Source organism: Nocardioides sp. NPDC000445, from assembly GCF_040300245.1.
Classification (GTDB): Bacteria; Actinomycetota; Actinomycetes; order Propionibacteriales; family Nocardioidaceae; genus Nocardioides.
In genome coordinates this window covers 141104-166565 of sequence record NZ_JBEPDH010000002.1, presented here as the reverse complement: position 1 = coordinate 166565, position 25462 = coordinate 141104, and the positions used below count along the sequence as shown (strand labels likewise).

The following is a 25462-nucleotide window of genomic DNA, read 5'->3' as shown; positions in this document are numbered from 1 at the left end:
TCAGCATCCGCTCGAACAGGGTTTGGCGGGACCAGCCACCCAATAATTGGGTTGTGAGTGAGTGCTCACTCACTTACGCTCGTAGACGTGGACGAACGACGTACGCGGGCCAAGCCGATTCCTGCAGCCGACCGGCGCGCCGCGATCATCGCGGCGACCGAGACGCTGCTGATCGAGCACGGCACGGCGACAACGACCAGGCTCATCGCCGAGGCGGCCGGAGTCGCCGAAGGCACGATCTTCCGGCACTTCCGCGACAAGCGGGAGCTCTACCGGGCGGTCGCCGAGAACGTCTTCGACCCGACCAGGGGTGGTCAGTCGATGGCGGAGGTGGTGGAGGGCAAGGCCGACATCGAGGACAAGCTCCGTGCCGTCATCGACCTGCTCGCCGCGACCTCGCAGCGTGGCCTCCTCGTCATGATGGCCGTGCGCTCGGCCGTGACGGAGGAGCCGGATCCCGAGGGCGTACGTCATCCGCCCGGTCCTCCGAAGTTCCTCATCGAGGCCAACAAGGCCCTCATCGACAACCTGACGAGGCTCGTCTTCGAGCCGCACGTGAACGAGCTGCGGCTGCCGCCGCGCAAGGCCGCGCTGGTGCTGCGCAGCCTCACGATCGGGGCCTGGCTCCCTGGTCTGAACCGAACGAACCAGCCGCTCAGCAGCGAGGACGTCATCGACGTGCTGCTCGGCGGCATCCTCATCGAGCACAGCCTGACCAGAGAGACCTCCTGAATGCTTCTCCGACTCCTGCGGGACTACCTGCTCCCGTACAAGAGATTCCTGGTCGTCATCGCGATCCTGCAGCTCTTGTCGACCTCGGCCTTCATGCTGCTGCCCAGCCTGAACGCCGACATCATCGACAAGGGCGTGGCCGAGGGCGACACCCGCTACATCCTCGAGATCGGCGCGATCATGCTCGGCGTGGCGCTGGTGCAGATCCTCGCCTCGATCACCAGCGTCTACTTCGCCGCCCGCAGCTCGATGAGTTTCGGCCGCGACCTGCGGGCGGCGATCTTCGCGAAGGTCGGCTCCTTCAGCGCTCGCGAGGTCGGCCGCTTCGGCGCCCCGTCGCTGATCACCCGGACCACGAACGACGTCCAGCAGGTCCAGATGCTCGCCGTGCTCACCTGCACCCTCGCGGTGATGGTGCCGATGATGATGGTCGGCGGCGTCGTGATGGCCATCCAGGTGGACGCCGGGCTCTCCTGGCTGCTCGCGGTCGTCATCCCCGCGCTGCTCATCTCCATGACCGTGGTCGTGCGCGGCATGGTCCCCAACTTCCGCAAGGTGCAGGAGCGCATCGACGCGGTCAACCGCATCCTGCGCGAGCAGATCACCGGCATCCGGGTGATCCGGGCGTTCGTACGCGAGCGTCAGGAGACCGAGCGCTTCGCCAAGGCCAACGACGAGCTCACCGACGTCGCGCTCCGAGCCGGGCGCTGGATGTCGACGATGTTCCCGCTGATGATGCTGGTCATCAACGTCGCCAGCGTCGCGGTGATCTGGTTCGGCGGCATCCGGGTCGACAACGGGCTGATGCAGGTCGGCCCGCTGACCGCCTTCCTGCAGTACCTGATGCAGATCCTGATGTCGATCATGATGGGCACCTTCATGCTCATGCAGGTCCCGCGCGCCGCCGTCTGCGCCGACCGGATCGCCGAGGTCCTCGACACCGAGACGTCGGTGACGCCGCCCAGCGCCGGCATCACCGAGATCTCCCGGCACGGGCACGTCGACCTGACCGGGGCCGGCTTCACCTACCCCGGCGCGGACCACCCCGTCCTCCACGACCTGACCTTCGAGGCCAGGCCCGGGCAGACCGTCGCGATCATCGGCTCCACCGGCGCCGGCAAGACGACCCTCCTCGGCCTCATCCCGCGGCTCTTCGACGCGACGGCCGGTGTCGTCCGCGTCGGTGGGATCGACGTACGCGACCTCGACCCGGCCACCCTGCGCAGCTCCCTCGGGTTGGTGCCGCAGAAGGCCTTCCTCTTCACCGGCACCGTCCGCTCCAACCTGCTCCACGGCAAGCCGGACGCCACCGACGAGGAGCTCTGGCATGCCCTCGAGGTAGCCCAGGCGCGTGACTTCGTGGAACGGATGGCCCCCGAGGACGGCACCGGCCTCGACGCCGAGATCGACCAGGGCGGCACCAACGTCTCCGGTGGTCAGCGGCAACGTCTGGCCATCGCCCGGGCGCTGGTGAGGAGGCCCGACATCTATCTCTTCGACGACTCCTTCTCCGCGCTCGACGTCGCCACCGACGCCCGGCTCCGCGCGGCGCTCGCCCCCGAGACCCGCAATGCCACGGTCATCGTGGTCGCCCAGCGGGTTTCCACGATCCGCGACGCCGACAAGATCCTCGTGCTCGAGGACGGCGCCATCGTCGGCGAGGGCACCCACGACGAGCTCCTCGCCGGCAACGCCACCTACCAGGAGATCGTCTCCTCCCAGCTCAGCGCAGAGGAGGCCGCGGCATGAGCGACCCCAAGACGGGCCAGAACGGCCAGATGAAGAAGACCGAGCGGATCGTACGTCCCCAGGGCGGCCCCGGTCCGATGGGCGCGGGCGGCGCGGTGGGGGACAAGGCGATGAACTTCGTCCCTTCGGCCAAGCGGTTGCTGCGCCGGATGGCGCCCTACAAGCTCCACGCCTACGCCACCATCGGCCTGGCCGCGGTCAGCGTCACCCTGATGTCGCTGGGTCCGTGGCTGCTGGGCAAGGCGACCAACATCATCTTCGGCGGCGTCTTCTCCAGGGAGCTGCCGGCGGGGGTGACGCAGGAGGAGGCCGTCGAGGGTCTGCGTGCCCAGGGCGACGACAAGCTCGCCGACATGCTCTCCGGGATGGAGTACGTCACCCCGGGTCAGGGCGTCGACTTCGACGCGCTGCGCAGCGCGCTGCTGGTGGTGCTCGCCGTCTACCTCGTCGCCTCCCTGCTCTCCTTCGTGCAGGGCTGGATCCTCAACTCGGTCGTCCAGGGCACCGTGAAGGGTCTGCGCGAGGACGTCGAGAAGAAGGTCCACAGCGTCCCGCTTTCCTACTTCGACAAGCAGCCGCGAGGCGAGCTGCTCAGCCGGGTCACCAACGACATCGACAACATCAGCCAGACCCTGCAGCAGACCTTCAGCCAGGTGCTGACCGCTCTGTTCACGCTGGTCACGGTGCTGTTCATGATGTTCTGGATCAGCCCGGTGCTGGCCCTGATCGCGCTGCTCGCGGTGCCGGTCTCGCTGGTGGTCACCAGCGCGGTGATGAAGCGGTCGCAGGGCCAGTTCGTGGCCCAGTGGCGCCACACCGGCAAGCTCAACGGCCACATCGAGGAGACCTTCTCCGGCCATGACCTGGTCAAGGTCTTCGGGCGTCAGGAGGAGGTCGAGAAGACCTTCGCCGAGGAGAACGACAAGCTCTTCGCCGCATCCTTCAAGGCACAGTTCATCAGCGGGATCCTGATGCCGCTGATGATGTTCGTCGGCAACCTGATGTTCGTGGTGGTCTGCGTGGTCGGGTCGCTCCGGGTCGCCAGCGGAGCACTGAGCCTGGGTGAGCTGCAGGCCTTCATCCAGTACTCGCGCCAGTTCACCCAGCCCATCACCACCCTCGCCTCGATGATGAACCTGCTCCAGTCGGGCGTCGCCTCGGCCGAGCGGGTCTTCGAGCTGCTCGACGCCGAGGAGCAGACGCCCGATGTCGGCACTCCCCGGAACGACGCGGGTGCCGGCGAGGTCCGGTTCAAGCACGTGAGCTTCTCCTACGACAAGGACAGGCCGCTCATCGAGGACCTGTCCCTGGTGGCCCGTCCCGGGCAGACCGTCGCGATCGTCGGGCCGACCGGTGCGGGCAAGACCACCCTGGTCAACCTGATCATGAGGTTCTACGAACTCGACGCCGGCCAGATCACCCTCGACGGCGTCGACATCGCCTCGATTCCCCGTTCCGACCTGCGTGAACGCACGGGGATGGTGCTCCAGGACACCTGGCTCTTCGAAGGCACGATCCGCGACAACATCCGCTACGGCCGGCCGGACGCGACCGAGGAGGAGCTCCTCGAGGCGGCCCGGGCGACGTACGTCGACAGGTTCGTGCACTCGCTTCCGGACGGCTACGACACCCTGATCACCGACGAGGGCGGCAACCTCTCGGCGGGCGAGCGGCAGCTGATCACGATCGCCCGCGCGTTCCTCGCCGAGCCGTCGCTGCTGATCCTCGACGAGGCGACCTCCTCGGTCGACACCCGCACCGAGCTGCTCCTGCAGCACGCCATGGCCGCGCTGCGCTCGGACCGTACGTCCTTCGTGATCGCCCACCGGCTCTCCACGATCCGCGACGCCGACCTGATCCTGGTCATGCGCGACGGCGCGATCGTCGAGCAGGGCAACCATGCCGAGCTGCTCGAGGCGAAGGGTGCGTACGCCGAGCTCTATCAGTCGCAGTTCAGCCACGCCCTCGTCGAGGAGCCCGCCTGAGCTGCAACTCTGAGAAATAACCCTTTGATCCCGCTATGACCCGGCGCCTACCGTTGAGCCACACGGGAAAGGAGGTGATCCGATCAGATGAAGAACGATTGGATGCGTGAGGTGGCTGCTCGCTAGCAGCTTCCCCAACTACGGATGGGGGCTGGCAATTCACCAGCAGCCACCCGACCCGCAGGCGTACCGGACTCATCCACCGGGTCGGCCACCAGGCCCGCCTGCGGGTCGCCCCGTTTTCTGCGGTGTCGGGATCAGCCGCGACCGGCGACAAGTTGCGTTTAGCAACTAATCGGACGTACATTGGTTGTCGATGTTCAACCAATTCTCGTGAAAGCCGAGTCACCACTTGTCAGAGTCCCAGCAGTCTTCGCAGGCCATCGCCGCGCCGCAGATGACCCACCGCCAGATCATGGAGGTCCTCTCCGGCCTTCTGATGGCGCTCTTCGTCGCCATGCTGTCCAGCACGTCGGTCGCCAACGCCCTGCCGCGGATCGTGACCGACCTCGGTGGCACCCAGGGCGGCTACACCTGGATCGTCGTCTCGAGCATGCTGGCGATGACCGCGACCACGCCGATCTGGGGCAAGCTCGCCGACCTCTACAACAAGAAGGTGCTGGTCCAGGCCGCGCTCGGCCTGTTCATCGTCGGCTCGGCGATCTGTGGTCTGGCGCCGTCGATGCCGGTGATCATCACCGGCCGGGTCATCGCCGGCCTCGGCATGGGCGGCATCATCGCCTTGATCCAGGTGATCATCGCGATGATCGTCTCCCCGCGTGAGCGCGGCCGCTACTCGGGCTACATCGGCGCGGTCTTCGCCCTGGCCACCGTCATCGGACCGCTCGTCGGCGGCGTGATCGTCGACTCCCCGCTGGGCTGGCCCGGCGTCTTCTACGTCGGTGTGCCGTTCGCGGTGGTCGCCTTCATCCTGCTCCAGAAGACCCTGCACCTCCCGCACGTACGCCGCGAGGTCAGCATCGACTACCTCGGCGCGTTCTTGCTGGTCGCCGGCGTCTCCACGCTGCTGATCTGGGTCACCCTGGGTGGCGACTCCTTCGCGTGGACCTCGCTGATGTCGTACGCCCTGGTCGCCGGCAGCGTCGTCGTGCTGGCCCTCGCGATCCTGGTCGAGGGCAGGTTCGCCAAGGAGCCGATCATCCCGCTGCGCCTCTTCCGCGACCGCACGATGGTCCTCTCCACCCTCGCCTCGTTCTTCGTCGGTGCCGGGATGTTCGGTGCGACGGTCTACCTGCAGCAGTACTTCCAGACCGCCCGCGGGATGACGCCGACCCACGCCGGGCTGATGTCGATCTGCATGGTGCTCGGGCTCTCCGGTGCCGGGATGGTCACCGGACGCCTGATCAGCTCCACCGGACGCTGGAAGCGCTACCTGATCTTCGGCGGCATCATGCTGCCGATCGGGCTCTTCCTGCTCAGCACGATCGACGAGCACACCAACCTGGCCCTGGTCGGCGCCTTCATGGCCATCCTCGGTCTCGGTGTCGGTGCCACCAACCAGAACCTCGTCCTCGCGGTGCAGAACAACCTCGACAACAAGGACATGGGTGCCGGGTCCTCGGTCGTCGCGTTCTTCCGGTCGATGGGTGGCTCGATGGGCATCGCCGCGCTCGGCGCCGTGCTCTCCCACCGGGTCGAGGACGTCATCACCGATGGCATCCCCGAGCTGGTGGCCAGCGGGAAGGTGACCCCCGAGGAGCTCCAGAGCCTGCAGGGCGGCGGGCTCGCCGACCCGGCGAGCATGCCGAGCGCCGTTCAGGCGCTCTACGAGCACGCCTTCGCCGTCGCCACCGCCGATCTCTTCCTGGTGGCCATCCCGTGCGCGGTCATCGCGCTGGTGGCGATCCTGGGTATCAGAGAGGTTCCGCTCAGGACTACGATCGAGGACCTCGCCGACGAAGAGATCGCTCCTGAGGTCGCTGCGGAGCTCGAGGCGGGGGGAGCGGGCCGGAGATGACAGGGATGACAGCCATGGACGACGCCGCTCAGGGCGAGCAGTTCGAGGACGGTCCTCGCGGTGAGTCGCTCAGCCGGCTCGAGTCCGAGGTCGGCGTGCTCGTGTGGAGGGCCAAGCGGGCGATGAAGGCACGCGGCCGGATGCTGCACCCGGATCTTCCGCCCGGTGGCTACATGATGCTGACCTGGATCGCCGAGCGTGGCCCGGTGCGCGCCTCCGCGCTGGTCGACGGGCTCGGGATCGACAAGGGAGCGGTCAGCCGGATGGTGCAGGCCATGATCGACCTGGGCCTGCTCGAACGCCATCCGGACCCCGAGGACGGGCGGGCCAGCCTGGTCTCGGTGACCGCCGAGGCCCGCGAGGGGCTCGAGCGGGTGGCCCGGGAGCGTCGCGTACGTTTCAACGACCGGCTGGCCGACTGGAGTCCCGACGAGATCGACCGGCTCAGCGCTATGCTGTCCAGATACAACGAGGCCCTCGAACGCCAGGGCTCTTAGGGGATCACGCCGCGCTGGTCTCTCCTGCAGGCCGACGTCGTTCGGGACACACCCTGCTGGGTTCGGTTTTTCTGACTGATTCAAGGATGTAGGATTAGCCCGTGAGCGATCTCATCGACACCACCGAGATGTACCTTCGCACGATCTACGAGCTGGTCGAAGAGGGAATCGTTCCGCTGCGCGCCCGCATCGCCGAGCGCCTGCACCAGTCCGGCCCCACGGTCTCCCAGACCGTCGCCCGGATGGAGCGCGACGGCCTGCTCACCGTCGAGGGCGACCGCCACCTGCAGCTCACCGACGAGGGCCTTCGCCTGGCCACCCGGGTGATGCGCAAGCACCGCCTCGCCGAGCGGCTGCTGACCGACGTCATCGGCCTCGACTGGGAGCTCGTCCACGAGGAGGCGTGCCGCTGGGAGCACGTCATGTCGGACACCGTCGAGAAGCGCCTGCTCGACCTGCTCGGCGACCCGACCGAGTCGCCCTACGGCAACCCGATCCCCGGTCTCGACGAGCTCGGTGGCAAGCCCGCCGACGAGGACTTCATGGCCGGCGTCCAGTCGCTCACGGCCGCAGCGACCTCCGAGCGCGCCACCGTCCTGGTGCGTCGCATCTCCGAGGAGATGCAGAAGGACGAGTCGCTGATGAGCGCCCTGCGCCGGGTCGGCGCGACCCCGGACCAGACCGTCGCGATCAAGGCGACCCCCGACGGGGTCATGCTCGGCTCCGGCGGGGAGACGGCGGAGATCATCCCCGAGGCCGCGGACCACATCTTCGTCAAGGCCCTCTGACCCGCAGATCCATCTCGACAAGCTCGATACGTCGCGTCGTTCGTCGGCTCCACGAGTCGTCTTCGATGTGGCAACGCTGTGTCCACTTCGGGCCCACTTTTGCAACCGCGGGTGAAATTCTCTCGACGTCGGCAGATTCTGGCACATGACTCTGGACCGATTACGTCATCGATGCTTATGTTTGACGTGCAAGGCCTGCTCGAAGCCCGGTTACCGATGTGGGCTTCTGCAGCTGTCATGTCGAGACTTGCGGGGGTCTCCGGAGGGGAGAGCTCTATGGAGGTCGTTCATCTGCCCGCTCGCGGTCGCGAGCTGGATGAGACGTTCCGCCCAGTCGCCGTCCACCACACCGACACCGGCCTGACCCGTCACCTCGAGCGCGGCGAGGAGATCGTGCTCACCGACCTCGGCGGTGACTACCACAGCGCCAAGGTGCTGCTGATCGACGAAGGCCCGGTCTACCACTTCTTCATCGGTGCCAGACTCTCCGTCGACGAGGCCGCCGGCCGCATGGCCGACCTGCCGATCCAGTCACGCTCGGCGTGACGCCAAGGTGGTGAGGAACTCGCTGGTTCCGACCTCCAGCTTGTACGTAGCCTCCGCATCGCCCCTGGTCGCGCCGCGGTTGACGATGACGACCGGGATCCCGGCCTTCGCCGCCCGGCGTACGAACCGATAGCCACTCATCACCGCCAGACTCGAGCCCGCGACGAGCAGCACGCCCTTCCCCTCGTGCCGCTCGTCGCGGGCCTGAGCTCCGGGGTCTGGTTCTGCCAGCGCGTCGACGGCCGCCATGCACCGGGCGACCCGGTCCTTGGGGACGTTCTCACCGAAGAAGACGACGTCAGGCTTGAGGATGCCGCCGCAGATCTCGCAGTCGGGCACGACGAAGTCCTGCGTCTCCTCGAGCGCGACGTCACCGTCCGGCCGGGTCTCGACGTCCGCGTGCGCCTCGGCCCATCCCGCATTGAGCGCCTCCATCCGCTCCTGGAGGTCGCGACGCGGGCTCACGGTGCGGCAGGACAGGCAGATCACATCGGTCACCCGGCCGTGGAGCGTCACGATCCGGCCGCTGCTGGCGAGCTCGGGTGCCGCCTGCTCGTGCAGACCGTCGACGTTCTGGGTGATCAGCAGCTCGGGATCGATCGCGGCCAGGGCACGATGGCCGGCGTTCGGCACCGCGCTGCCCATCCGCCGCCAGCCGAGGTGGCTGCGCGCCCAGTAGCGCTGCCGCTCCTGCGGGCCGGAGATGAACTGCTGGAAGGTCATCGGCTGCCGTGACGGACTGCCGGGGCTGCGGTAGTCGGGGATGCCCGAGTCGGTCGAGACGCCGGCCCCGGTCAGCACCACGAGGCGGCGGTCCTGCAGGAGAGCCAGGGCTTCTGCGTACGAGTCGGTGCTGCTCGCCTCCGGGGCTGGGGTCGCGCGCCTCAATTCCGCACCGCGAGTCGCACGCTGCGCACGCACCTCGCAGCGTTGGCATCGCTCGGAAGACGCCCGGTATGCCGTCGCGATGCCGCCTTGCGATGCACGCACGCATCGCACGACTCGCGGCACGGACTTTCGGCTTGCGACCCCGTCACGAGGCGTACCTGCCCTCGGCGCGAGCCTTGCGCTTCGCGGCCTCGACCTCACGGTTCTTCTTGGGGGCGTTGGTGACCAGGTCGTCGAGGAGATGCCGGGTGATGTGGGCGATCTCGGCGACGGCGCGGTCGAAGGCCTCCTGGTTGGCGGCCGAAGGCTTGGTAGTGCCGCTCACCTTGCGTACGAACTGCAGGGCGGCAGCGGTGACCTCGTCGTTGGTGGCGGGCGGCTCGAAGTTGTGGAGCGGGCGGATGTTGCGGCACATGCCATCCACGGTACCTGGATCGAGGCGACGGTCAGCGTGATCGGCCAGGGGTGTGGGAGGGGGACTGGCCGCGCGGATGCGGCGGTATCGGCCCGCCGTTGGGCGCGGCGCCCTTGGCCTGCCTCACGTCGTCGGCCGGAGGAGCCGGCCGCGGCACGACGCCGTCCTCGAGCAGCCGGCTCGCCATCAGGGCGGCCTGGGTGCGGTGGCTGACGCCGAGCTTGGCGAGCAGACCGGTGATGTGGTTCTTCACGGTCTTCTCCGCCAGTACCAGGCGGTCGGCGATCTGGCGGTTGGAGATGCCCTCGGCGAGCAGGACCAGGATCCGGCGCTGCTGCGGAGTCAGGTCGGCGACCACCTCGTGCATCCGGCGGCGTTCCTCGACGTTGTGGACCACCTTGGCGGCCGCCTCGGGGTCGAAGAGGGTGTGGCCGCTGGCCACCAGGCGTACGCCGGAGACCAGGCTCGTCGCCTCGATCTGCTTGAGCACGTAACCGGCCGCCCCGGCCATGATCGCCTGGCTCATCACCTCGTCGTCGGCGTCGGTGGCCAGGATCATGCAGCGGATGTCGCTCTTCATCGCGAGCGCCTCGCGGCAGAGCGCCACCCCGGAGGCGTCGGGCAGATGGGCGTCGAGGATGAGTACGTCAGGACGGAGCGTCGCGATCAGCGGCCGTGCCTCGGCGGCGGTGCGGGCCTCGCCCACGACCTCGATGTCCGGTTCGGGCAGCAGGACCGTACGCACGCCGACACGCACAACGTCGTGACCGTCGGCCAGTAGAACGCTGATCACCGCGTCGCCCACAGGCTCGTCTCACTCATCTCGTGGTTGGGGATGGTGTCTGGTCGCTCACTCGAATGCTGATTCACCGAAAGAAACCGCTCAAGAGTACCCCTATTGATGCAACATTTGATCACTGAAAGACCCGTGCCGTCTCGGATTTCGTTGCTTCTGGAAAGGTAGCGGTCATGACGTCTCCTCGCGATCTCGACATCGTCCTGTTCGGCGCGACCGGATTCACGGGCGGTCTGGTGGCCAGATATCTCGCGGAGAACGCGCCCGAAGGACTGCGATGGGCGCTCGCCGGCCGCTCCCTGTCGCGGCTCGAGGCCGTTCGCGACGGCCTCGACGCTCCTGGCGTCGAGCTCCTCCAGGCCGACGTGCACGATTCGTCGTCGCTGGCCGCGCTGGCGGCTCGGGCTCGCGTCGTGATCACGACCGTCGGGCCCTACCTGGAGTACGGCGAGCCGCTCGTCAAGGCCTGCGCCGAGGCCGGCACCGACTACGTGGACCTGACCGGAGAACCCGAGTTCGTCGACCGGATGTTCGTGAAGTACGACGCCACCGCCCGCGCCAACGGTGCCCGGATCGTGCACGCCTGCGGGTTCGACTCGATCCCGCACGACCTCGGGGCCTTCTTCACGGTGCGCGAGCTCGCCGCCGACGGTGAGATCACCGGGCCGCTGACGATGAAGGGCGTCGTCCGCTCCAACGCCACCTTCTCCGGCGGCACCTTCCACTCCGCGCTGGGGCAGATGTCGCGACCCCGGGAGATGGCAGCAGCGTCGCGCGAGCGCCGTGCGCTCGAGGAGCGGCCGAAGGGGCGTACGTCCCGACCGGCGAAGCCGTCCCTCGGCCGCGACAGCGACCTGGGCTACTGGCTGCTGCCGCTGCCGACCATCGACCCGTTCATCGTCGCCCGCTCCGGGCGGGCGCTGGAGGCCTACGGCCCCGCGTTCACCTACTCGCACTTCGCCGGCACCAAGACCCTGAGGTACGCCGTCGGCGGCGTGGTCGGCGTCGGTGCCCTCGCCCTCGCGATGCAGGTGCCGCCACTGCGGGCCAAGCTCGGCGAGCGGGTCAAGCAGGGCACCGGACCCTCCGAGGGCCGCCGCGAGAAGTCGTGGTTCACCGTCGACTTCGTCGCCGAGTCCGGCGGCCGGAAGATCCACACCAAGGTCTCCGGAGGCGACCCCGGCTACACCGAGACGGCGAAGATGCTCGCCGAGTCGGCGCTCTGCCTCGCCTTCGACACGCTGCCCGAGACCTCCGGGTCGGTGACCACGGCAGTCGCGATGGGCGACGCGCTCCTGGATCGCCTGCAGGCTGCCGGGATCCGGTTCGAGGTCGTCGACAGCGCCTCATAAGGCGCGGTGTCATCGGGAAATATCTGGAACTGGTGCCCCAGGCAAGAGTCGAACTTGCGACCTTTCGCTTAGGAGGCGGCTGCTCTATCCACTGAGCTACTGGGGCATTCGCGAATATCTTGCCATGGTGGCAGGTGATACTACGGTTTGGGGTTCGATGCGGTGAGGGGCCAAACTTGTGGCGCTCGCGTAGGTTGAGTCACCGTCGACTCAACCCGAATCCCCCCAAAGTCCAGCGACGAATGACGGTGATCTATGCCTGACTCCTCCATGCCTCCCCGACGTGGGGGTGCGGATTCAGGCTCCGGCGTGTCCGGATTCGAGTGGATGTACGGCGCCGACGAGCCTGAGAGCAACGAGTCTGGGGGGACTCGTGCCGGCCGTGGTGCCCGGGTCGCGGACGTACCGACCGACCAGCCGTCGGTGGAGCCCGGCGGTGGCCGGCGAGCCGCGCGGCCGCAGTCTGACTTCGTGTCGCCGCCGCCTCCCGGGCCGGGATCATCGGGCGGTGGCCGTCGGGCTGCGCGTCCCACTCGCCAGGAGCCGGTTCAGGCTGAGCCTCCCGTCGTCGAGCCGCCGCGCGCGGAACCGGTTCGGCGGGATCCGACACGGGCCGAGCGCTATCAGGCGTTGGGCCGAGAGACCTCGCGACCGTCACCGGCGCCTGCTCCTCCGGCCCCTCAGGAGTGGAACGCCCCGGACGCGACGGCCGTAGCTCCTCCGCTGCGCGAGACCCCGCGTCCTGCGCGCCGGATACCTCCGCCGCCCGCGCCTGCTCCCTCCGCTGAGGAGACCGCGGTCGCGCCGGCGCCGGAGTGGTATCGCCAGGATCCACACCCGGCCCCTTCCGCGCCCCAGGTCCCCGACCAGCAGCTCGCCCCGCCGGCCGCGCGCGAGTTCGACTGGAACGACCCCGCCGCGACCACTGTCGCGCCCCGACCCGACGCGGCCGACCGGCCCCGAGGGCGTACCTCTTCGCGTGATGAGCTGCACGAGGCCCGCCACGAGGCCTATCCCGCTCCGGGCCGCCGAGGCGCGGCGTATGCGGCGGATTACGACGACGAGCCCTATGACGACTATCCGCCCCAGGATGGCTACCAGGAGCCGTACGCTCCCTACCCCGACGACGAGCGCGAGGACCGCGACAAGCCGCGGGTCAGTGTGTGGCAGGTGCTCAGCTCGACCTTGCTCGTGCTGGCGCTGCTCGTCGGACTCTTCACCGTCTACACCTACCGCAGCCTGCGGTCGAACATCAGCACCGTCAGTCTCGGCGAGAAGGCTGCTGACGTCGGCCCGAAGGAGCCGATCAACATCCTCGTGATGGGGTCGGACAGCCGCGACTGCAAGGGGTGTGGCGTCGATGGTGAGAGCGGTGGCGGTTCGGACACCAACATCCTGCTGCACCTCTCCGCCAACCGGAAGTTCGCCTACGGCGTCTCGATCCCGCGAGACACGATGGTGAACCGACCCTCGTGCAAGACCGAGGACGGCAAGACCGCCCCGGCTGAGTACGTGCGGTGGAACGCTGCGTACGCGACCGCGGGTCCGACCTGCACGGTCGAGCAGCTGGAGTCCGTGGCCAGCGAGATGTGCGGCGAGAAATGCGACCTCACCGTCAACCATCTCGTCGTGGTCGACTTCGCGAGCTTCAAGGGCATGGTCGATGCCATCGACGGGGTCGACGTCTGCATTCCTGAAGAGGTCGACGACAAGTACACCGGCGCTCACTTCGACGCCGGTGAGCAGAAGCTGACCGGCAAACAGGCGCTCAACTACGTGCGCTTGCGGCACGGCCTCGGAGACGGTGGCGATCTCGATCGGTCCAAACGTCAGCAGGCCTTCATCGGTTCGATGGCGGCAAAGCTGCTCTCTGGTGACACCTTGTCCAGTCCGACGAAGGTGCTCAGCTTCCTGAACGCTGCGACCAAGGGCCTGACGATGGATGAGGGACTCAAGGACAACCTCGAGACGATGGCGCAGATCGGCGCCGGGTTCCAGAGCATCGGGATGGAGAACATCAAGTTCCTCACCATCCCCACGGTCGCCGATCCTCAGAACCCTGAAGCCACTGTCGTCCTCGATGAGGAGAAGGCAAGGAACGTCTTCAAGGCGATCGCCAACGACAAGCCGTTGACGAAGAAGATCGCCGCCGGAGCCTTGGACGCAGGCGAGGCCTCGGGCAAGAAGAGCAAGAGCTCGGGCGACGGCGACGCAGCTCCGGAGGACACCGCGACCGACGGCGAGACCGCGGAGACGTCACCCAGCGACGAGGCCGCGTCCGGCGATTCGTCGGACACCGCCTCGGGTGGTGCCAGCAACGGCGCTTCCGAGGAAGAGCTCGCCCAGATCGCCGAAGAGGCGAAGGCGGCACGCGAACGCGCCGGTCTCTGCTGATGGCTGAGGACACCTCACCCGAGACGGAGCGGCCCGACGAACCGGAGGAGCCGGAGTGGAAGCGCAAGCAGAGGCTGGCGCGGATCTTCGGTGACGTACTTCCCGAGACCACCAGCGACGAGCGGGAGTCGTCCGCGGAGTCCGAGGAGTCGGCGTCGGACCGATGGCTGAAATCGCAGGTGCCGCCTCACCACGGTGGGTGAGACGGCACCTGGAAGCGGATGCGTCAGCGAACGGCGATGCTGTCGCGGATCTGCTTGAGGATGTCGATCTCGGTCTCGCCCGGCTCGGGGTCCGGGAAGAAGCGCTCCTTGGCGTGGGTATAGGGCTTCACGATCATGAAGTAGACCACCGCAGCCATGATGAGGAATGCGATCACCGCGGTCAGCCATGCGCCGACGCTGATGCCCTGCGGTTCGTAGTTCGAGAAGTCGGGCGTGCCGCCGAGCTTGCCGATCAGGTCCATGATGACGTCGACCGTCGCGGTCACGACTGTGGCGAACGCGCCGCCCATGATGAAGGCGACCGCGAGTTTGATCAGGTCGCCCTGGAGCAGGAACTTCTTGAAACCGTCCATGTCTTGCTTTCTCCTGTTGCTCATTGTGTGAGGTGAAGGAGACCCCGGATATGGCGTGCGTTGGCCGTCAGTAGGCAAAGGTGAGGTAGCCACCCACCCCTGCCGATGTGACGTCCTCGACGCTGTTCTCGGCGACTCCGACGATGACCAGACGCCCCGCCGAAGTGTTCGTGACGCCAAACCCCTCGGTCTTTCCCTGTGCCATGGAATCATCGCGGCTCGTCTCCGCGGCTTGAGGGAGGCTGAGGATCAGCGTGTCGGTGGTGACCCGGGCGGTCTCGGCGGTGGCGGGGTCGGTGGCGTAGAGGTCGACGGCGTCGCCGACGTGGAGCAGGCCGGCCATCTCCGCGTCGGGGAGCCGGACCGGGACGGCCACCAGGTCGGGGTGCCCCTCGGTCAGCTCCGGCCCCACGAGACGTACGTCGGTGACGGGCTCGCCGCGCCGCAGGGGCGCGGCCAGGCGCTCACCGAGCGGCGCCTCGGCGAGGTCGGCGGGCACGTTGGCGGGGTCGGTCGAGACGTCGGTGAGGTCGGCTGCGGTGAGGACCGTGCCGACCGGCAGATCTCGGGAGGCGACCGCCATCGTCGAGGTGTCGGGTGGGTCAGGCCTGGTGGCCGACAGGCCGATCGCGACCGCGGAGGCGGTCAGCAGGAACGCCAGCAGGCGTCGGTGGGCGAGGACCCCGCGGCGTACGCGGCGGGACAGGGACGTGATTCGAGTGAACATGCGGGCACGCTAAGTCGCACTCGCGATTCCCGCATCTCGCTATCCACAGCCCAGGTCAGGTTGTGGATGACCCTGTGGATAACCCGCCGCCGCGGGTGGGTCTCAGTCCGACGAGCTGGAGGCGGCCGGCGCCGGGGACGAGGTGCTCGAGGACGACGTCGTCGAGGACGTGGAGGACGTCGACGAGGAGGACCCGGACCGGGAGTCGGTGCGGTAGAAGCCGGAGCCCTTGAAGACGACGCCGGCAGCGCTGAAGACCTTGCGCAGCTTGCCGCCGCACTCGGGGCACTCGGTCAGCGAGGCGTCGCTGAAGCTCTGGAACTGGTCGAAGGCGTGGCCGCACTCGGTGCAGGCGTACTGATAGGTGGGCACGTTTCTCCTAGAACAGAATCTGGCACTCGACGGGCGCGACTGCCAATATTAGCGAACGCCTAGGAGAAGCGCTGCATTCCCTCCGCGCTCGCGGCCGCTCCGACCGCCCGGTCGTGGGCCTCGACCGGCACCGCGACGCCGATCTCCCACGGATAGAGAAGTACGCAGGTGAAGGTTCCGGCCGGCACCCGGGCCAGGACACGGTCGTAGGATCCACCGCCACGCCCCATCCGATGCCCGCGGGCGTCGACGGCCAGGCCGGGGACGAGCACGACGTCGGCACTGGCGATCGCGGAGACGCCCAACCGCTCCCCGCCGGGCTCCAGCAGCCCCCGAGGCGCTCGGACCAGCTCTCCGTCGTAGGCGGCCCAGTCCAGGTCGTTGTCCGGCAGTAGACAGGGCAGCAGGATGCGTTTCCCGGCCGCGTCCAGCTCGTCGATAAGAGGTCCGGTGCCCGGTTCGGTGCCGATCGAGACGTAGAGCGCAACCGTTCCGGCGCTGCGTACGTCTGGAATATCAGTGACCACCTGCGACAGGGCACGCGCGAGCGAGCCCAACCGAGGGAGCCCGATGCGCCCCCGGGTAGTCAACAACTGGTCGCGTAAGGCAGTCTTGCGCCCCACGAAGTCAGCGGGGGCTGGACTATCAGAACCCGGAGGGGTGTGTGAACCCGACACAACGACAGCCTAGGCTTTCCTCTATGGGTAGCCCAGGTTTGGCCAAGGCAATGGCGAAGATGCGCGATGCCGGCGTAGACGACGTCGCGGTGCAGACATTCGCACATTACTACCGCCAGCTCGAGCACGGTGAGACCGGGATGATCCCGGAGGAGACCATCGAGCCGGTCGACATCCCGTCGATCAGCGACGCCGTGGTCACCGACGAGGAGGCGCACGCCGCCATCTCGACCACCGCGGTGATCAAGCTCAACGGTGGCCTCGGCACCTCGATGGGCATGGACCGCGCGAAGTCGCTGCTGTGCGTGCGCAAGGGGCTGAGCTTCCTGGACGTGATCGCCCGCCAGATCCTGCACATGCGCGAGAAGTACGACGTACGCCTCCCGCTGCTGCTGATGAACTCCTTCCGCACCTCCGAGGACAGCCTGGCCGCGCTCGAGCGCTACCAGGACCTGCCGGTCGAGGGTCTGCCGCTGGAGTTCCTGCAGAACCGCGAGCCGCGCCTGCTCGTCGACGACCTGACCCCGGTCGAGTGGCCCAAGGACCCCGAGCTCGAGTGGTGCCCGCCGGGCCACGGCGACATCTACACCGCCCTGCTCGACACCGGGCTCCTCGACCTGCTCATCGAGCAGGGCTACGAGCGGGTCTTCGTCTCCAACTCCGACAACCTCGGCGCCGTCCCCGACGAGAAGGTCGCCGGCTGGTTCGCCAAGTCCGGTGCCCCCTTCGCCATCGAGGCCGTACGCCGCACCCCGAGCGACCGCAAGGGCGGTCACTTCGCGCGCCGCAAGTCCGATGGCCGCCTGATCCTCCGTGAGACCGCGCAGACGCTTGACGAGGACAAGGTGGCGCTGCAGGACCTCAACCGCCACAAGTACTGCTCGACCAACAACATCTGGTTCGACCTCAAGGCGCTCAAGAAGGTCCTCTCCGAGCGCGACGGCATCCTCGGCCTGCCGCTCATTCGCAATGAGAAGACCGTCGACCCAGCCGACCCGAAGACCCCCAAGGTCGTCCAGATCGAGACCGCCATGGGCGCCGCGATCGAGGTCTTCGAGGGCTCGCAGCTGATCGAGGTCGGCCGCGACCGGTTCGTCCCGGTCAAGACGACCAACGACCTCCTCGTCCTCCGCTCCGACGTCTACGACATCGGCGACAACTTCGTGCTCGACCAGGTCGCCGACGTGGTGCCGTTCATCGACCTGGACGGCGACTACTACAAGTACGTCGCGAACTTCGACGAGCGCTTCCCCGAGGGTGCTCCGTCGCTGCGCAAGGCGTCCTCGCTCACCGTCAACGGCGACTGGACCTTCGGCAAGGGCGTCCAGGTCATCGGCGCGGTCTCGCTCGACGGCGCCAACGCCGAACGCGTCGCGCCCGCCACCGTCCTCTCCGACTGACCCCGTTGGTCGACACGGCTTCACCTTGCGGCTCCGGCGGCTCGACCATCGGCGGTGACGACTAGGCTCGTCGTGTGACCCCCGCCGAGTACCGCAACCGAATCCTGGCTGACCTCGAGCCGATGCCGGCCTACCCGCAGCCCCTGATGGACTGCCTCGGGCTGGCGGTGGCGGAGGACATCCATGCCGAGGTCGCCCTGCCGGGCTTCGACAACTCCTCGATGGACGGCTACGCGGTCCGCTACGCCGATGTCGCGACGGCCTCCGCCGAGGCGCCGGTGCGGTTGCCGGTGCTCGGTGAGATCGGTGCCGGGCAGGCCTCGCTGCTGGCGCTCCCGCCCGGCGCGGTGGCGAAGATCATGACGGGCGCTCCGCTGCCGACGGGTGCCGACACGGTCGTGCCGTACGAGTGGACCGACCGCGGCGTCGCCGAGGTCGAGATCCGGCAGAGCCCCGAAGAGGCGCAGCACGTCCGCTACGCGGGCGAGGACGTCGCCAAGGGCGACCTGCTCATCCCTGCGGGCACGGTCCTCGGCCCACGCCACCTGGGCCTGATCGCCTCCGTGGGCCGCGCGCAGGTCGCGGTGCGTCCGCGGCCCCGGGTCGTGGTGCTCTCGACCGGCACCGAGCTGCGCGAGCCCGGTGAGAGCCTGGGCCACGACTCGATCTACGACGGCAACTCCTTCCTGCTTGCCGCCGCCGCACGCAAGGCCGGCGCGATCGCGTACCGCGTCGGGATCGTGCCCGACGAGCCGCGGGCGTTCATGACCGCGCTCTCCGACCAGCTCGTCCGCGCCGACCTGGTGGTCACCTCCGGCGGCGTCTCGATGGGCGACTACGACGTGGTCAAGGAGGCGCTGACGCCGGAGGGCGTCTGGTTCGGCCCCGTGAGCATGCAGCCGGGCAAGCCCCAGGGATTCGGCCGGATCGGCGAGGAGCGGGTGCCGGTCCTGTGCCTCCCCGGCAACCCGGTCTCCTCCTTCGTCTCCTTCGAGCTCTTCGTGCTCCCGGCGCTGCGCCGGCTGATGGGCATGACCCCCGAGGCCAGGCCCGTACGCCGCGCCGCCCTGACCCATCCGGTGCGCTCGCCGAAGGGCAAGGAGCAGTACCTCCGCGGTTGGTACGACGGCTCCCGCGCCGGCGTCTCGCCCATCGGCGGCCCGGGGTCTCACCTGATCGGGGACCTCGCCGGCGCCAACTGCCTGATCGTCATCCCGCCGGAGACGACCTCGCTGGACAAGGACGCCGAGGTGGACGTGATCGAGCTGGATGTGGAGTTCTGATGGCTGACAGGTTGACCCACGTCGACGAGACCGGCGCGGCTCGGATGGTCGACGTCTCCGAGAAGGCGGTCACGGCTCGTACGGCGACCGCGTCCGGGCGCGTGCTGGTCGCACCGGAGGTCATCGAGCTGCTCCGCGGCGAGGGCGTACCCAAGGGCGACGCGCTCGCCGTCGCCCGCATCGCGGGGATCATGGGCGCCAAGAAGACCCCCGACCTGATCCCGCTGTGCCACCCGCTCGCGGTCTCGGGCGTCAAGGTCGAGCTGAGCGTCGCCGACGACGCCGTCGAGATCACCGCGACCGTGAAGACCACCGACCGCACCGGTGTCGAGATGGAGGCGCTGACGGCGGTCGCCGTCGCCGGCCTCACCGTGGTCGACATGATCAAGGCCGTCGACAAGCGGGCGGTCATCACCGATGTCCGCGTCGAGACGAAGACCGGTGGAAAGTCGGGTACGTTCCAGCGATGAGCCTCAAAGCGACGGTCGTCGTCGCCTCCAATCGCGCCTCGGCGGGTGTCTACGAGGACACCACCGGCCCCCTCCTGGTCACCTTTCTGGAAGAGCTCGGTTTCGTGGTCGGCCCTCCCGAGGTCGTACGTGACGGAGACCCGGTCGGCGAGGCGATCGCTCGCGCGGCCGAGGAGGGAGCGCGGGTCGTCCTGACCACCGGCGGCACGGGGCTGACCCCCACCGACCGCACCCCCGAGGTCACCGGCCCGCTGCTCGATCGTGAGATCCCCGGCATCGCCGAGGGCATCCGGGCGGCCGGAGTGGCCAAGGGGATCCCGACGGCGCTACTGTCCCGCGGTCTGGCCGGTCAGATCGGAGCGTGCGTGGTGGTGAACCTTCCCGGGTCCCGGGGTGGCGTGAAGGATGCGATCGAGGTCCTTCGTCCGGTGCTGCCCCACGCCGTGGAACAGAGTGTGGGAAGCGACCATCAGTGACCGATCCAGGCTGGCCCGCCGTCCTCTCTCACGGCTCGGTGACCCTACGCCCACTCGACCGCACCGACGCCAAGGCATGGACCGAGGCGCGCCGCCGCTCGGCGGCCTGGCTGCACCAGTGGGACGCCACCGTTCCCCCGGGATCGAGCGCGCGGCCCACGACGTTCGCGAGCCTCGTACGTCGTCTTCGGCGTCAGGCCAGGCGTGGAGTGACCTACCCGTTCGCGATCGATGTCGACGGTGTTTTCGCTGGTCAGGTCACGGTCAACAACATCGTGCGGGGCTCCGCGCAGTTCGCCTCGATCGGCTACTGGATCGACCAGCGCTTCGCTGGACGCGGCGTCATGCCGCTGGCGGTGGCGCTGGTCATCGACCACTGTTTCACCGCCGCGCGGCTGCACCGGATCGAGATCTGCATCCGCCCGGAGAACTCGAACTCGCTCCGCGTCGTGGAGAAACTGGGCATCAACGAGATCGGATATGCGCCCCGATTTCTGCATATCGACGGTGCCTGGCGAGATCACCGTATCTTCGCGATAACGGTTGAAGAATGTCACCAAGGAATGCTGGCCAGGCTCGGTTTGTCACCTGAATGAGGCATTGACTCGGCGTGTCCTGCTGAAATCACACAAGTCACACGCGACACACCACTGCACGTCCGCCTACGGGCTGGTAATGGCTCCTACGCTTCTTAACGTGGACCCGAGCGCACTCATCTTCGTCGCCCTCGCCGTGGCGTGGGCGGTGTACTTGGTGCCCAAAGCGCTCGAACAGACAGCGACGGCCGAGGACGGGACCAAGAGCCGGGCCAGCGCCGCCATCTCCAAGTCCCGCCGGATCCTCGCACGGCGAGAAGCCACCGGCAAGGACTCGACCGACCTGGTGACCGAGAAGTCGCCGAAGAAGCCTGAGGCGGAGGTCGAGGAGCCTGCTCCTCGGCCCGTACCGATGGCCGTACGCCGCCGAGCGGCCCGGGCCGCGGCCAAGCGCCGCTCGATCGTCCTTGGCGCGCTCGTCTTCGGCTTGGCCGTGGTCGGCGCGCTCGCTGGTTTCGGGGTCTTCGGCCCGGTGTGGATCGCCATCCCGGCCGGCCTGGTCGTCGCCTGGCTGGTCACCTGCCGGCTCAGCGTGCGCCACCAGCGTGAGGTCTGGGCACGGATCCCGTTCCCCGAGGACATCCCCGAGCCCGAGCCGGTCGCCCCGCCTCGGGTCACCTTCGACATCGACCAGGACACCGGCGACCTGGTGGCCGTCGTCGAGCACGACGACACCGGCGAGCACCTCCCCGCGGGTGCCTGGAAGCCGGTGGAGACACCGCTGCCGACGTACGTCTCCAAGGAGGCCGCGCCGCGCCGCACCGTCCGCACCATCGACCTCGACGCCACCGGCGTATGGAGCTCGGGCCGTAACGCCGCCGACTCCGAGCTCGTCCGCCAGGCCGAGGAGGCCGAGCGTGCCGCGGCCGAGGCCGCCGAGGAGGCCCGTGGTCGCGCCACGGGCTCCTGAGGCCATACTGATTGGGTAACACCCGCGACGAGGTGCTAACGTTTCTCATCGCTTGGGGCTGTGGCGCAGTTGGTAGCGCGTCTCGTTCGCAATGAGAAGGCCAGGGGTTCGAATCCCCTCAGCTCCACCAAGAAATACCAGGTCAGAGCGGGCATCCGTCATCCAGAACCAAGGATGAACAGATGCCCGCTCCGCGTTTACTCCGCGAATTCAGCGAAACTACCGCTCCGCACCCGACGGCATGGTCGAGGTTCCTCGGGCCGTCTCGGCCACTCGCGGCAGGCTCGGCGCCTTGGGGTGCATGGACACCCACGAGAACACTCCCAGCACCGCAGCCAACTCCAATAGCCACGCGAACCCCTCACGCCCAGACACGGCAGTGCCACTCGGTCAGGTGGTCACCCTCTCCGAGCTCTGCGCCCATCTCCACGTCCCGATCCAGACGCTCTACGACCTGCGCTCGCAAGGCCGCGGCCCGCGGGGCTTCCGGGTCGGCCGCGAGCTCCGGTTCCGGGCGGGCGAGATCGAGGCCTGGCTGGCGAGCCTGGAGGCGGAGGACGCCCGACGTCACCGCCCCGATGCCGAGGCAGGGTGACAGGGGTGAGCGGTGATGGCGCGACCGCGCATCGACATCGGCACCTACGGCACGATCACCACCCGGCGCACCGGTGAGCAGACGATCGCCGAGACCCGGGTGCGGGACGCCGACGGCCGAGTCCGGCAGGTCCGAGTCTGCCGCGAGACGGCGCCGCAGGCACGGCGTGAGCTCAAGAGGCGGCTGCTGCGCCGCCCCGGGTTCGGTCACGCTGGCGACCTGCGTCCCGACGCCCCGTTCACCACGCTGGTGGAACGCTGGGACGCGGACCTAGAGACCAAGGAGCTGGCCGACGGAACCAAGGACCACTACCGCGATCAGGTACGTCTCTACATCCTGCCCGCGTTCGAGCACTTCACCCTCGCCGAGCTCACCACCGGCCGCGTGGAGGCACTGCTCAACGCGCAGGAGGCCGACTCGCCATCGCGTGCCCGTAAGACCCGCACCGTGCTCAACCTGCTCTTCGGCTACGCCCTGCGTCACGACGCGATCAACCGCAACCCGGTCCAGGGCACCTCCCGGCTGCGTGCGGTGAAGAACAAGCCAAAGGCGCTCACCCTCGAGCAGGTCGCGAAGATCCGCGAGGCCGCCGCTAACTGGCGGACTCAATCAGGGCTTCCGGGCCCGAAGCCCGATGGCCAGGTCCGCGACATCATCGAGATCCTGCTCGGCACTGCGATGCGCCCCGGTGAGGTGCTGGCGCTGCGACCCTGCGACATCACCGACGGCCCGACCGGCATGGTCGCCGCGGTCACCGGCACCGTGGTGCAGCGCAAGAAGAAGGGCACCTTCCGCCAGGAGCGCCCCAAGACCGACTCCTCGAACCGGCTCGTCCCGGTCCCGGAGTTCGCGGCCGCGGTGATCCGCCGCCGGATGCGCGGTGTCCCTGCCGAGCGCACCATCTTCGCGGCGCGAAATGGCGGTCCGCTGGTTCCGCCTAATGTACGCCGCACCTTCCGCGAGTTCCTTGACGCTGCCGGTTTGGCCGACTCCGGGATCAGCCTGCGCTGGTACCGCCGCACCGGAGCGACCGTCATCGCCCGCGGCATGGACAGCGATGCGGCAGCCACCTTCCTGGGCCACACCTCATCGGCCATCACCGAGGGCTTCTACATCGAGGTCGACACCACCATCGACCGAACCCCGGCCGCCCACATGGAGCGCACCTTCCGTCGGGAGAACCCAGACGGCACCCTGCTCACCCTTCCGCCCGCCCCCGGGGAGGACGAGGTCATCGCGCGGGTCGAGCAGGAAGGGGAGGACGGTGACGCCGCCGCATGAATCCGCAGGCGGCGACCGATGCCAGGGCCAGCGCCGGTTGACGATGAACGTTTCGAAGCATAGCCTGTTTCTCGCCATGAGAAACAGGTCGATTCAAGAAACGCCTCCGTTGGGCGAGGCGCTCCGCCGCGTTGAGGCACTCCTGCCTGCCTCGTGGCGGCTCTCTGCCACGGAAGAAGTGACGACCGCGAGTGCACAAGTAGATGCGTACGTGGACCTGGCAGGGCAAGGAGGAGAAGGGGTTCGATTTGCCGTCGAGGTAAAGCAGTCGGGAACCGTCTCTACACCAGTTGCACTTGCCGTACTGCGTGACCTGGGACGGAAGACTGAACTGCCGGTGCTGTTCGTGTCGGACTACATCGGACCGTCTCTACGTGCCGCTCTGGCCGCGGAGCAGGTGAGCTTCGCGGACGCCACCGGCTGGGTCCGGATCGTCAGCGATCGTCCGCTTCTACTACTAACCGGCCAAGGAGTAGACCGGTCACCGCGACCTCGAACGTCGAGCTCGGTCACCCGGCTCAACGGCGTTGCTGCGAGCCGCATCATCCGGGCGTTGACGGTGGTCGACCTGCCCTGTGGCGTGCGCCAGCTGGCAACTGCCGCCGAGGTCTCTCCAGGGTCTGTCTCCAAACTGCTGGCCACCCTCGCGGCGGAGGGCTCGGTCGATCGCGACAGCTCGGGTGCCGTGACCGCCGTACGAGCTCGCGATCTGGTCAGACGGTGGGTCCAGGACTATTCGTTCACGAAGTCCAACCGATCCGTCGGCTACTACATCGCGCCCCGGGGGCTCGATCGCACCATCAGCCGCCTGACTGATCAGGGCGGCATCACGTTGACGGGAGCTGCAGCTGCACGCCGTCTGCTGCCTGCGTCGACGACCTCGGTCGTTCCCCTGCGTCTCCTCGCGCTCTACACCGCCAGCCCTGCCACCCTCGCGCGGGAGCAGAAATTGATCCCTGCAGATCCACCGACCGCCAACCTGGTCATCGCGACACCACAGGATTCGAGCATTCTCCCCGACCTCGACGGTGCGGGCGTTGCGCTCGCTCCGGCGGCACTCGTGCTGGCCGACCTACATACCCTGCCGGGGCGGTCCGATGCCGAGGCGGACCAGCTGCTCGATGCCCTGGCGACGACCAACCCGGCATGGAGAGAAGCCCCATGAACGATCTCGGCCCCGAGTACGTCGCTGCCCGCCGTGTCCTCCTCGATGCGCTCGCCGCCCTCGGAGATCACCGTGACAGCCTGATCCTGGTTGGCGCCCAAGCCGTCTATCACCACACCGGCGACGCGGATCTCAACGTGCCGCTGATGACGACCGATGCCGACCTCGCCATCGACGTCGCCGGTCTCGCAGACGCACCCGAGCTCGGCGGTGCCCTGCGTGGCGCCGGCTTCACCCCGGGCCCGAATCCCGGCCACTGGGTCGCGGCCAGCGACGTCGCTGTCGACCTGATGGTGGTGCCGCACCAGGCCGGCACCACCAAGGCATCGGCTCGTGCCGCCCGGCTGGCGCCTCACGAGAAACTCACCGCTCGCATCGCGCCAGGCCTTGAACCTGCGCTCATCGACAACGAGGTGATCACCATCATCTCGTTCGAGGCCGACGATGCGCGGACCTTCGACCTGCGCGTGGCCGGCCCAGCCGCATTGCTGGTCGCCAAGGTGATCAAGATCAGCGAGCGACTCGACCAAGCAGACAAGCAGCCCGACCGGCTCAAGGAGAAGGACGCTCTCGACGCGTTCCGCCTGCTCCAGGCCGTCGAGACCGACGTCCTTGCGGACGGACTGCGAGTCCACCTCGATGACGAACACGCGAGCTCTGCCACAGCCAAAGCCATCGAGCAGGTCCGCCATCACGGAGCGAGCCCGGACAGCCGCTTGGCTGTGCTCGCCAGCGAAGCTGCCAGTGGGGACCCGACGGTCCCACCGGCGTTCGCCGCCCTCGTCACCGACCTCCTTGGCTCGCTGTGACGTT

Annotated in this window: 27 protein-coding genes and 2 tRNA genes; 21 read left to right on the top strand and 8 right to left on the bottom strand. The window is 68.2% G+C overall.

Features of this window, described 5'->3' with window-relative positions:
* Positions 1-87: 87 nt before the first annotated feature.
* The 7 genes from ABT304_RS03305 (at position 88) to ABT304_RS03275 (ending at position 8275) form a co-directional block, all read left to right on the top strand.
* Positions 88-732, top strand: coding sequence for a TetR/AcrR family transcriptional regulator (locus ABT304_RS03305; RefSeq protein WP_350713324.1), 645 nt, complete (start codon positions 88-90; stop codon positions 730-732).
* Positions 733-2481 carry an ABC transporter ATP-binding protein gene (locus tag ABT304_RS03300; RefSeq protein ID WP_350713323.1) on the top strand — a complete coding sequence of 583 codons (1749 nt, stop codon included), beginning with the start codon at positions 733-735 and terminating at the stop codon, positions 2479-2481. It abuts the gene before it with no gap.
* Complete coding sequence (locus tag ABT304_RS03295) at positions 2478-4466, top strand: ABC transporter ATP-binding protein (RefSeq protein WP_350713322.1); 1989 nt, start codon at positions 2478-2480, stop codon at positions 4464-4466. The genes ABT304_RS03300 and ABT304_RS03295 overlap by 4 nt, the downstream gene beginning before the upstream one ends.
* A 352-nt stretch (positions 4467-4818) precedes the next feature.
* Positions 4819-6444, top strand: a complete 1626-nt coding sequence (locus ABT304_RS03290; protein ID WP_350713321.1) for an MDR family MFS transporter — start codon at positions 4819-4821, stop codon at positions 6442-6444.
* Between the two features lie 14 nt (positions 6445-6458).
* A complete protein-coding gene (locus ABT304_RS03285; RefSeq protein ID WP_350713320.1) occupies positions 6459-6941 on the top strand; it encodes a MarR family winged helix-turn-helix transcriptional regulator in 483 nt (160 codons plus the stop codon).
* A 101-nt stretch (positions 6942-7042) separates the two neighbouring features.
* A complete protein-coding gene (locus tag ABT304_RS03280; protein ID WP_160025543.1) occupies positions 7043-7729 on the top strand; it encodes an iron-dependent transcriptional repressor DtxR in 687 nt (228 codons plus the stop codon).
* 276 nt (positions 7730-8005) lie between these two features.
* Complete coding sequence (locus ABT304_RS03275; protein ID WP_160025542.1) at positions 8006-8275, top strand: hypothetical protein; 270 nt, start codon at positions 8006-8008, stop codon at positions 8273-8275.
* On the opposite strand, the gene ABT304_RS03270 is transcribed toward ABT304_RS03275, so the two are convergent.
* The 3 genes from ABT304_RS03270 to ABT304_RS03260 all read right to left on the bottom strand — a co-directional run bounded on the left by ABT304_RS03270 (position 8261) and on the right by ABT304_RS03260 (position 10371).
* Positions 8261-9163 carry a Sir2 family NAD-dependent protein deacetylase gene (locus ABT304_RS03270; RefSeq protein WP_350713319.1) on the bottom strand — a complete coding sequence of 301 codons (903 nt, stop codon included), beginning with the start codon at positions 9161-9163 and terminating at the stop codon, positions 8261-8263. The genes ABT304_RS03275 and ABT304_RS03270 overlap by 15 nt on opposite strands.
* Positions 9164-9308: 145 nt before the next feature.
* On the bottom strand, positions 9309-9578 hold the full coding sequence (locus tag ABT304_RS03265) for a DUF2277 domain-containing protein (RefSeq protein ID WP_160025540.1): 270 nt from the start codon (positions 9576-9578) through the stop codon (positions 9309-9311).
* Positions 9579-9609: 31 nt separating this feature from the next.
* Complete coding sequence (locus ABT304_RS03260; RefSeq protein WP_350713318.1) at positions 9610-10371, bottom strand: LuxR C-terminal-related transcriptional regulator; 762 nt, start codon at positions 10369-10371, stop codon at positions 9610-9612.
* A gap of 176 nt (positions 10372-10547) precedes the next feature.
* Between ABT304_RS03260 and ABT304_RS03255 the strand changes: the two genes are divergently transcribed.
* Positions 10548-11726: a saccharopine dehydrogenase family protein gene (locus tag ABT304_RS03255; RefSeq protein ID WP_350713317.1), complete on the top strand. Its 1179-nt coding sequence runs from the start codon at positions 10548-10550 to the stop codon at positions 11724-11726.
* Between the two features lie 30 nt (positions 11727-11756).
* Here the strand turns inward: ABT304_RS03255 and ABT304_RS03250 are convergent.
* Positions 11757-11832, bottom strand: a tRNA-Arg gene (locus tag ABT304_RS03250).
* Between the two features lie 524 nt (positions 11833-12356).
* Between ABT304_RS03250 and ABT304_RS03245 the strand changes: the two genes are divergently transcribed.
* Together ABT304_RS03245 and ABT304_RS03240 are read left to right on the top strand one after the other, a co-directional pair.
* Positions 12357-14120: an LCP family protein gene (locus ABT304_RS03245; protein WP_350713316.1), complete on the top strand. Its 1764-nt coding sequence runs from the start codon at positions 12357-12359 to the stop codon at positions 14118-14120.
* Complete coding sequence (locus ABT304_RS03240; protein ID WP_350713315.1) at positions 14120-14323, top strand: hypothetical protein; 204 nt, start codon at positions 14120-14122, stop codon at positions 14321-14323. The genes ABT304_RS03245 and ABT304_RS03240 overlap by 1 nt, the downstream gene beginning before the upstream one ends.
* A gap of 23 nt (positions 14324-14346) precedes the next feature.
* On the opposite strand, the gene ABT304_RS03235 is transcribed toward ABT304_RS03240, so the two are convergent.
* The 4 genes from ABT304_RS03235 to ABT304_RS03220 all read right to left on the bottom strand — a co-directional run bounded on the left by ABT304_RS03235 (position 14347) and on the right by ABT304_RS03220 (position 16419).
* Positions 14347-14697: an MscL family protein gene (locus ABT304_RS03235; protein WP_350713314.1), complete on the bottom strand. Its 351-nt coding sequence runs from the start codon at positions 14695-14697 to the stop codon at positions 14347-14349.
* A 67-nt stretch (positions 14698-14764) separates the two neighbouring features.
* The gene (locus ABT304_RS03230) at positions 14765-15424 is read right to left on the bottom strand and encodes an SAF domain-containing protein (RefSeq protein ID WP_350713313.1); all 660 of its coding nucleotides are present in this window, start codon (positions 15422-15424) and stop codon (positions 14765-14767) included.
* Between the two features lie 102 nt (positions 15425-15526).
* A complete protein-coding gene (locus tag ABT304_RS03225) occupies positions 15527-15796 on the bottom strand; it encodes an FmdB family zinc ribbon protein (RefSeq protein ID WP_160025529.1) in 270 nt (89 codons plus the stop codon).
* 59 nt (positions 15797-15855) lie between these two features.
* Positions 15856-16419, bottom strand: coding sequence for a 5-formyltetrahydrofolate cyclo-ligase (locus tag ABT304_RS03220; protein WP_350713312.1), 564 nt, complete (start codon positions 16417-16419; stop codon positions 15856-15858).
* A 77-nt stretch (positions 16420-16496) separates the two neighbouring features.
* On the opposite strand from ABT304_RS03220, the gene ABT304_RS03215 reads away from it, so the two are divergent.
* From ABT304_RS03215 to ABT304_RS03165, 11 genes are all read left to right on the top strand, one after another.
* Positions 16497-17873: a UTP--glucose-1-phosphate uridylyltransferase gene (locus tag ABT304_RS03215; RefSeq protein WP_350713311.1), complete on the top strand. Its 1377-nt coding sequence runs from the start codon at positions 16497-16499 to the stop codon at positions 17871-17873.
* Positions 17874-17947: 74 nt separating this feature from the next.
* Positions 17948-19156, top strand: coding sequence for a molybdotransferase-like divisome protein Glp (gene glp, locus ABT304_RS03210; protein WP_350713310.1), 1209 nt, complete (start codon positions 17948-17950; stop codon positions 19154-19156).
* Positions 19156-19626 (top strand): cyclic pyranopterin monophosphate synthase MoaC, encoded by a 471-nt coding sequence (gene moaC, locus ABT304_RS03205; RefSeq protein ID WP_350713309.1) that lies wholly within the window; start codon positions 19156-19158, stop codon positions 19624-19626. Before glp ends, moaC begins: the two co-directional genes overlap by 1 nt.
* Positions 19623-20102 (top strand): MogA/MoaB family molybdenum cofactor biosynthesis protein, encoded by a 480-nt coding sequence (locus ABT304_RS03200; protein ID WP_350713308.1) that lies wholly within the window; start codon positions 19623-19625, stop codon positions 20100-20102. The genes moaC and ABT304_RS03200 overlap by 4 nt, the downstream gene beginning before the upstream one ends.
* Positions 20099-20698, top strand: a complete 600-nt coding sequence (locus ABT304_RS03195; protein WP_350713307.1) for a GNAT family N-acetyltransferase — start codon at positions 20099-20101, stop codon at positions 20696-20698. The genes ABT304_RS03200 and ABT304_RS03195 overlap by 4 nt, the downstream gene beginning before the upstream one ends.
* 100 nt (positions 20699-20798) lie before the next feature.
* Positions 20799-21608 (top strand): divisome protein SepX/GlpR, encoded by an 810-nt coding sequence (sepX, locus tag ABT304_RS03190; protein ID WP_350713306.1) that lies wholly within the window; start codon positions 20799-20801, stop codon positions 21606-21608.
* Positions 21609-21662: 54 nt separating this feature from the next.
* Positions 21663-21738: transfer RNA gene (locus tag ABT304_RS03185), tRNA-Ala, on the top strand.
* Between the two features lie 249 nt (positions 21739-21987).
* Positions 21988-22203, top strand: a complete 216-nt coding sequence (locus ABT304_RS03180) for a helix-turn-helix transcriptional regulator (RefSeq protein WP_350713305.1) — start codon at positions 21988-21990, stop codon at positions 22201-22203.
* Positions 22204-22218: 15 nt separating this feature from the next.
* Positions 22219-23484 (top strand): site-specific integrase, encoded by a 1266-nt coding sequence (locus ABT304_RS03175; protein WP_350713304.1) that lies wholly within the window; start codon positions 22219-22221, stop codon positions 23482-23484.
* Positions 23468-24649 (top strand): helix-turn-helix domain-containing protein, encoded by a 1182-nt coding sequence (locus ABT304_RS03170; RefSeq protein WP_350713303.1) that lies wholly within the window; start codon positions 23468-23470, stop codon positions 24647-24649. The genes ABT304_RS03175 and ABT304_RS03170 overlap by 17 nt, the downstream gene beginning before the upstream one ends.
* Positions 24646-25458 (top strand): GSU2403 family nucleotidyltransferase fold protein, encoded by an 813-nt coding sequence (locus ABT304_RS03165; RefSeq protein WP_350713302.1) that lies wholly within the window; start codon positions 24646-24648, stop codon positions 25456-25458. Before ABT304_RS03170 ends, ABT304_RS03165 begins: the two co-directional genes overlap by 4 nt.
* The last annotated feature ends 4 nt before the right edge of the window (positions 25459-25462 follow it).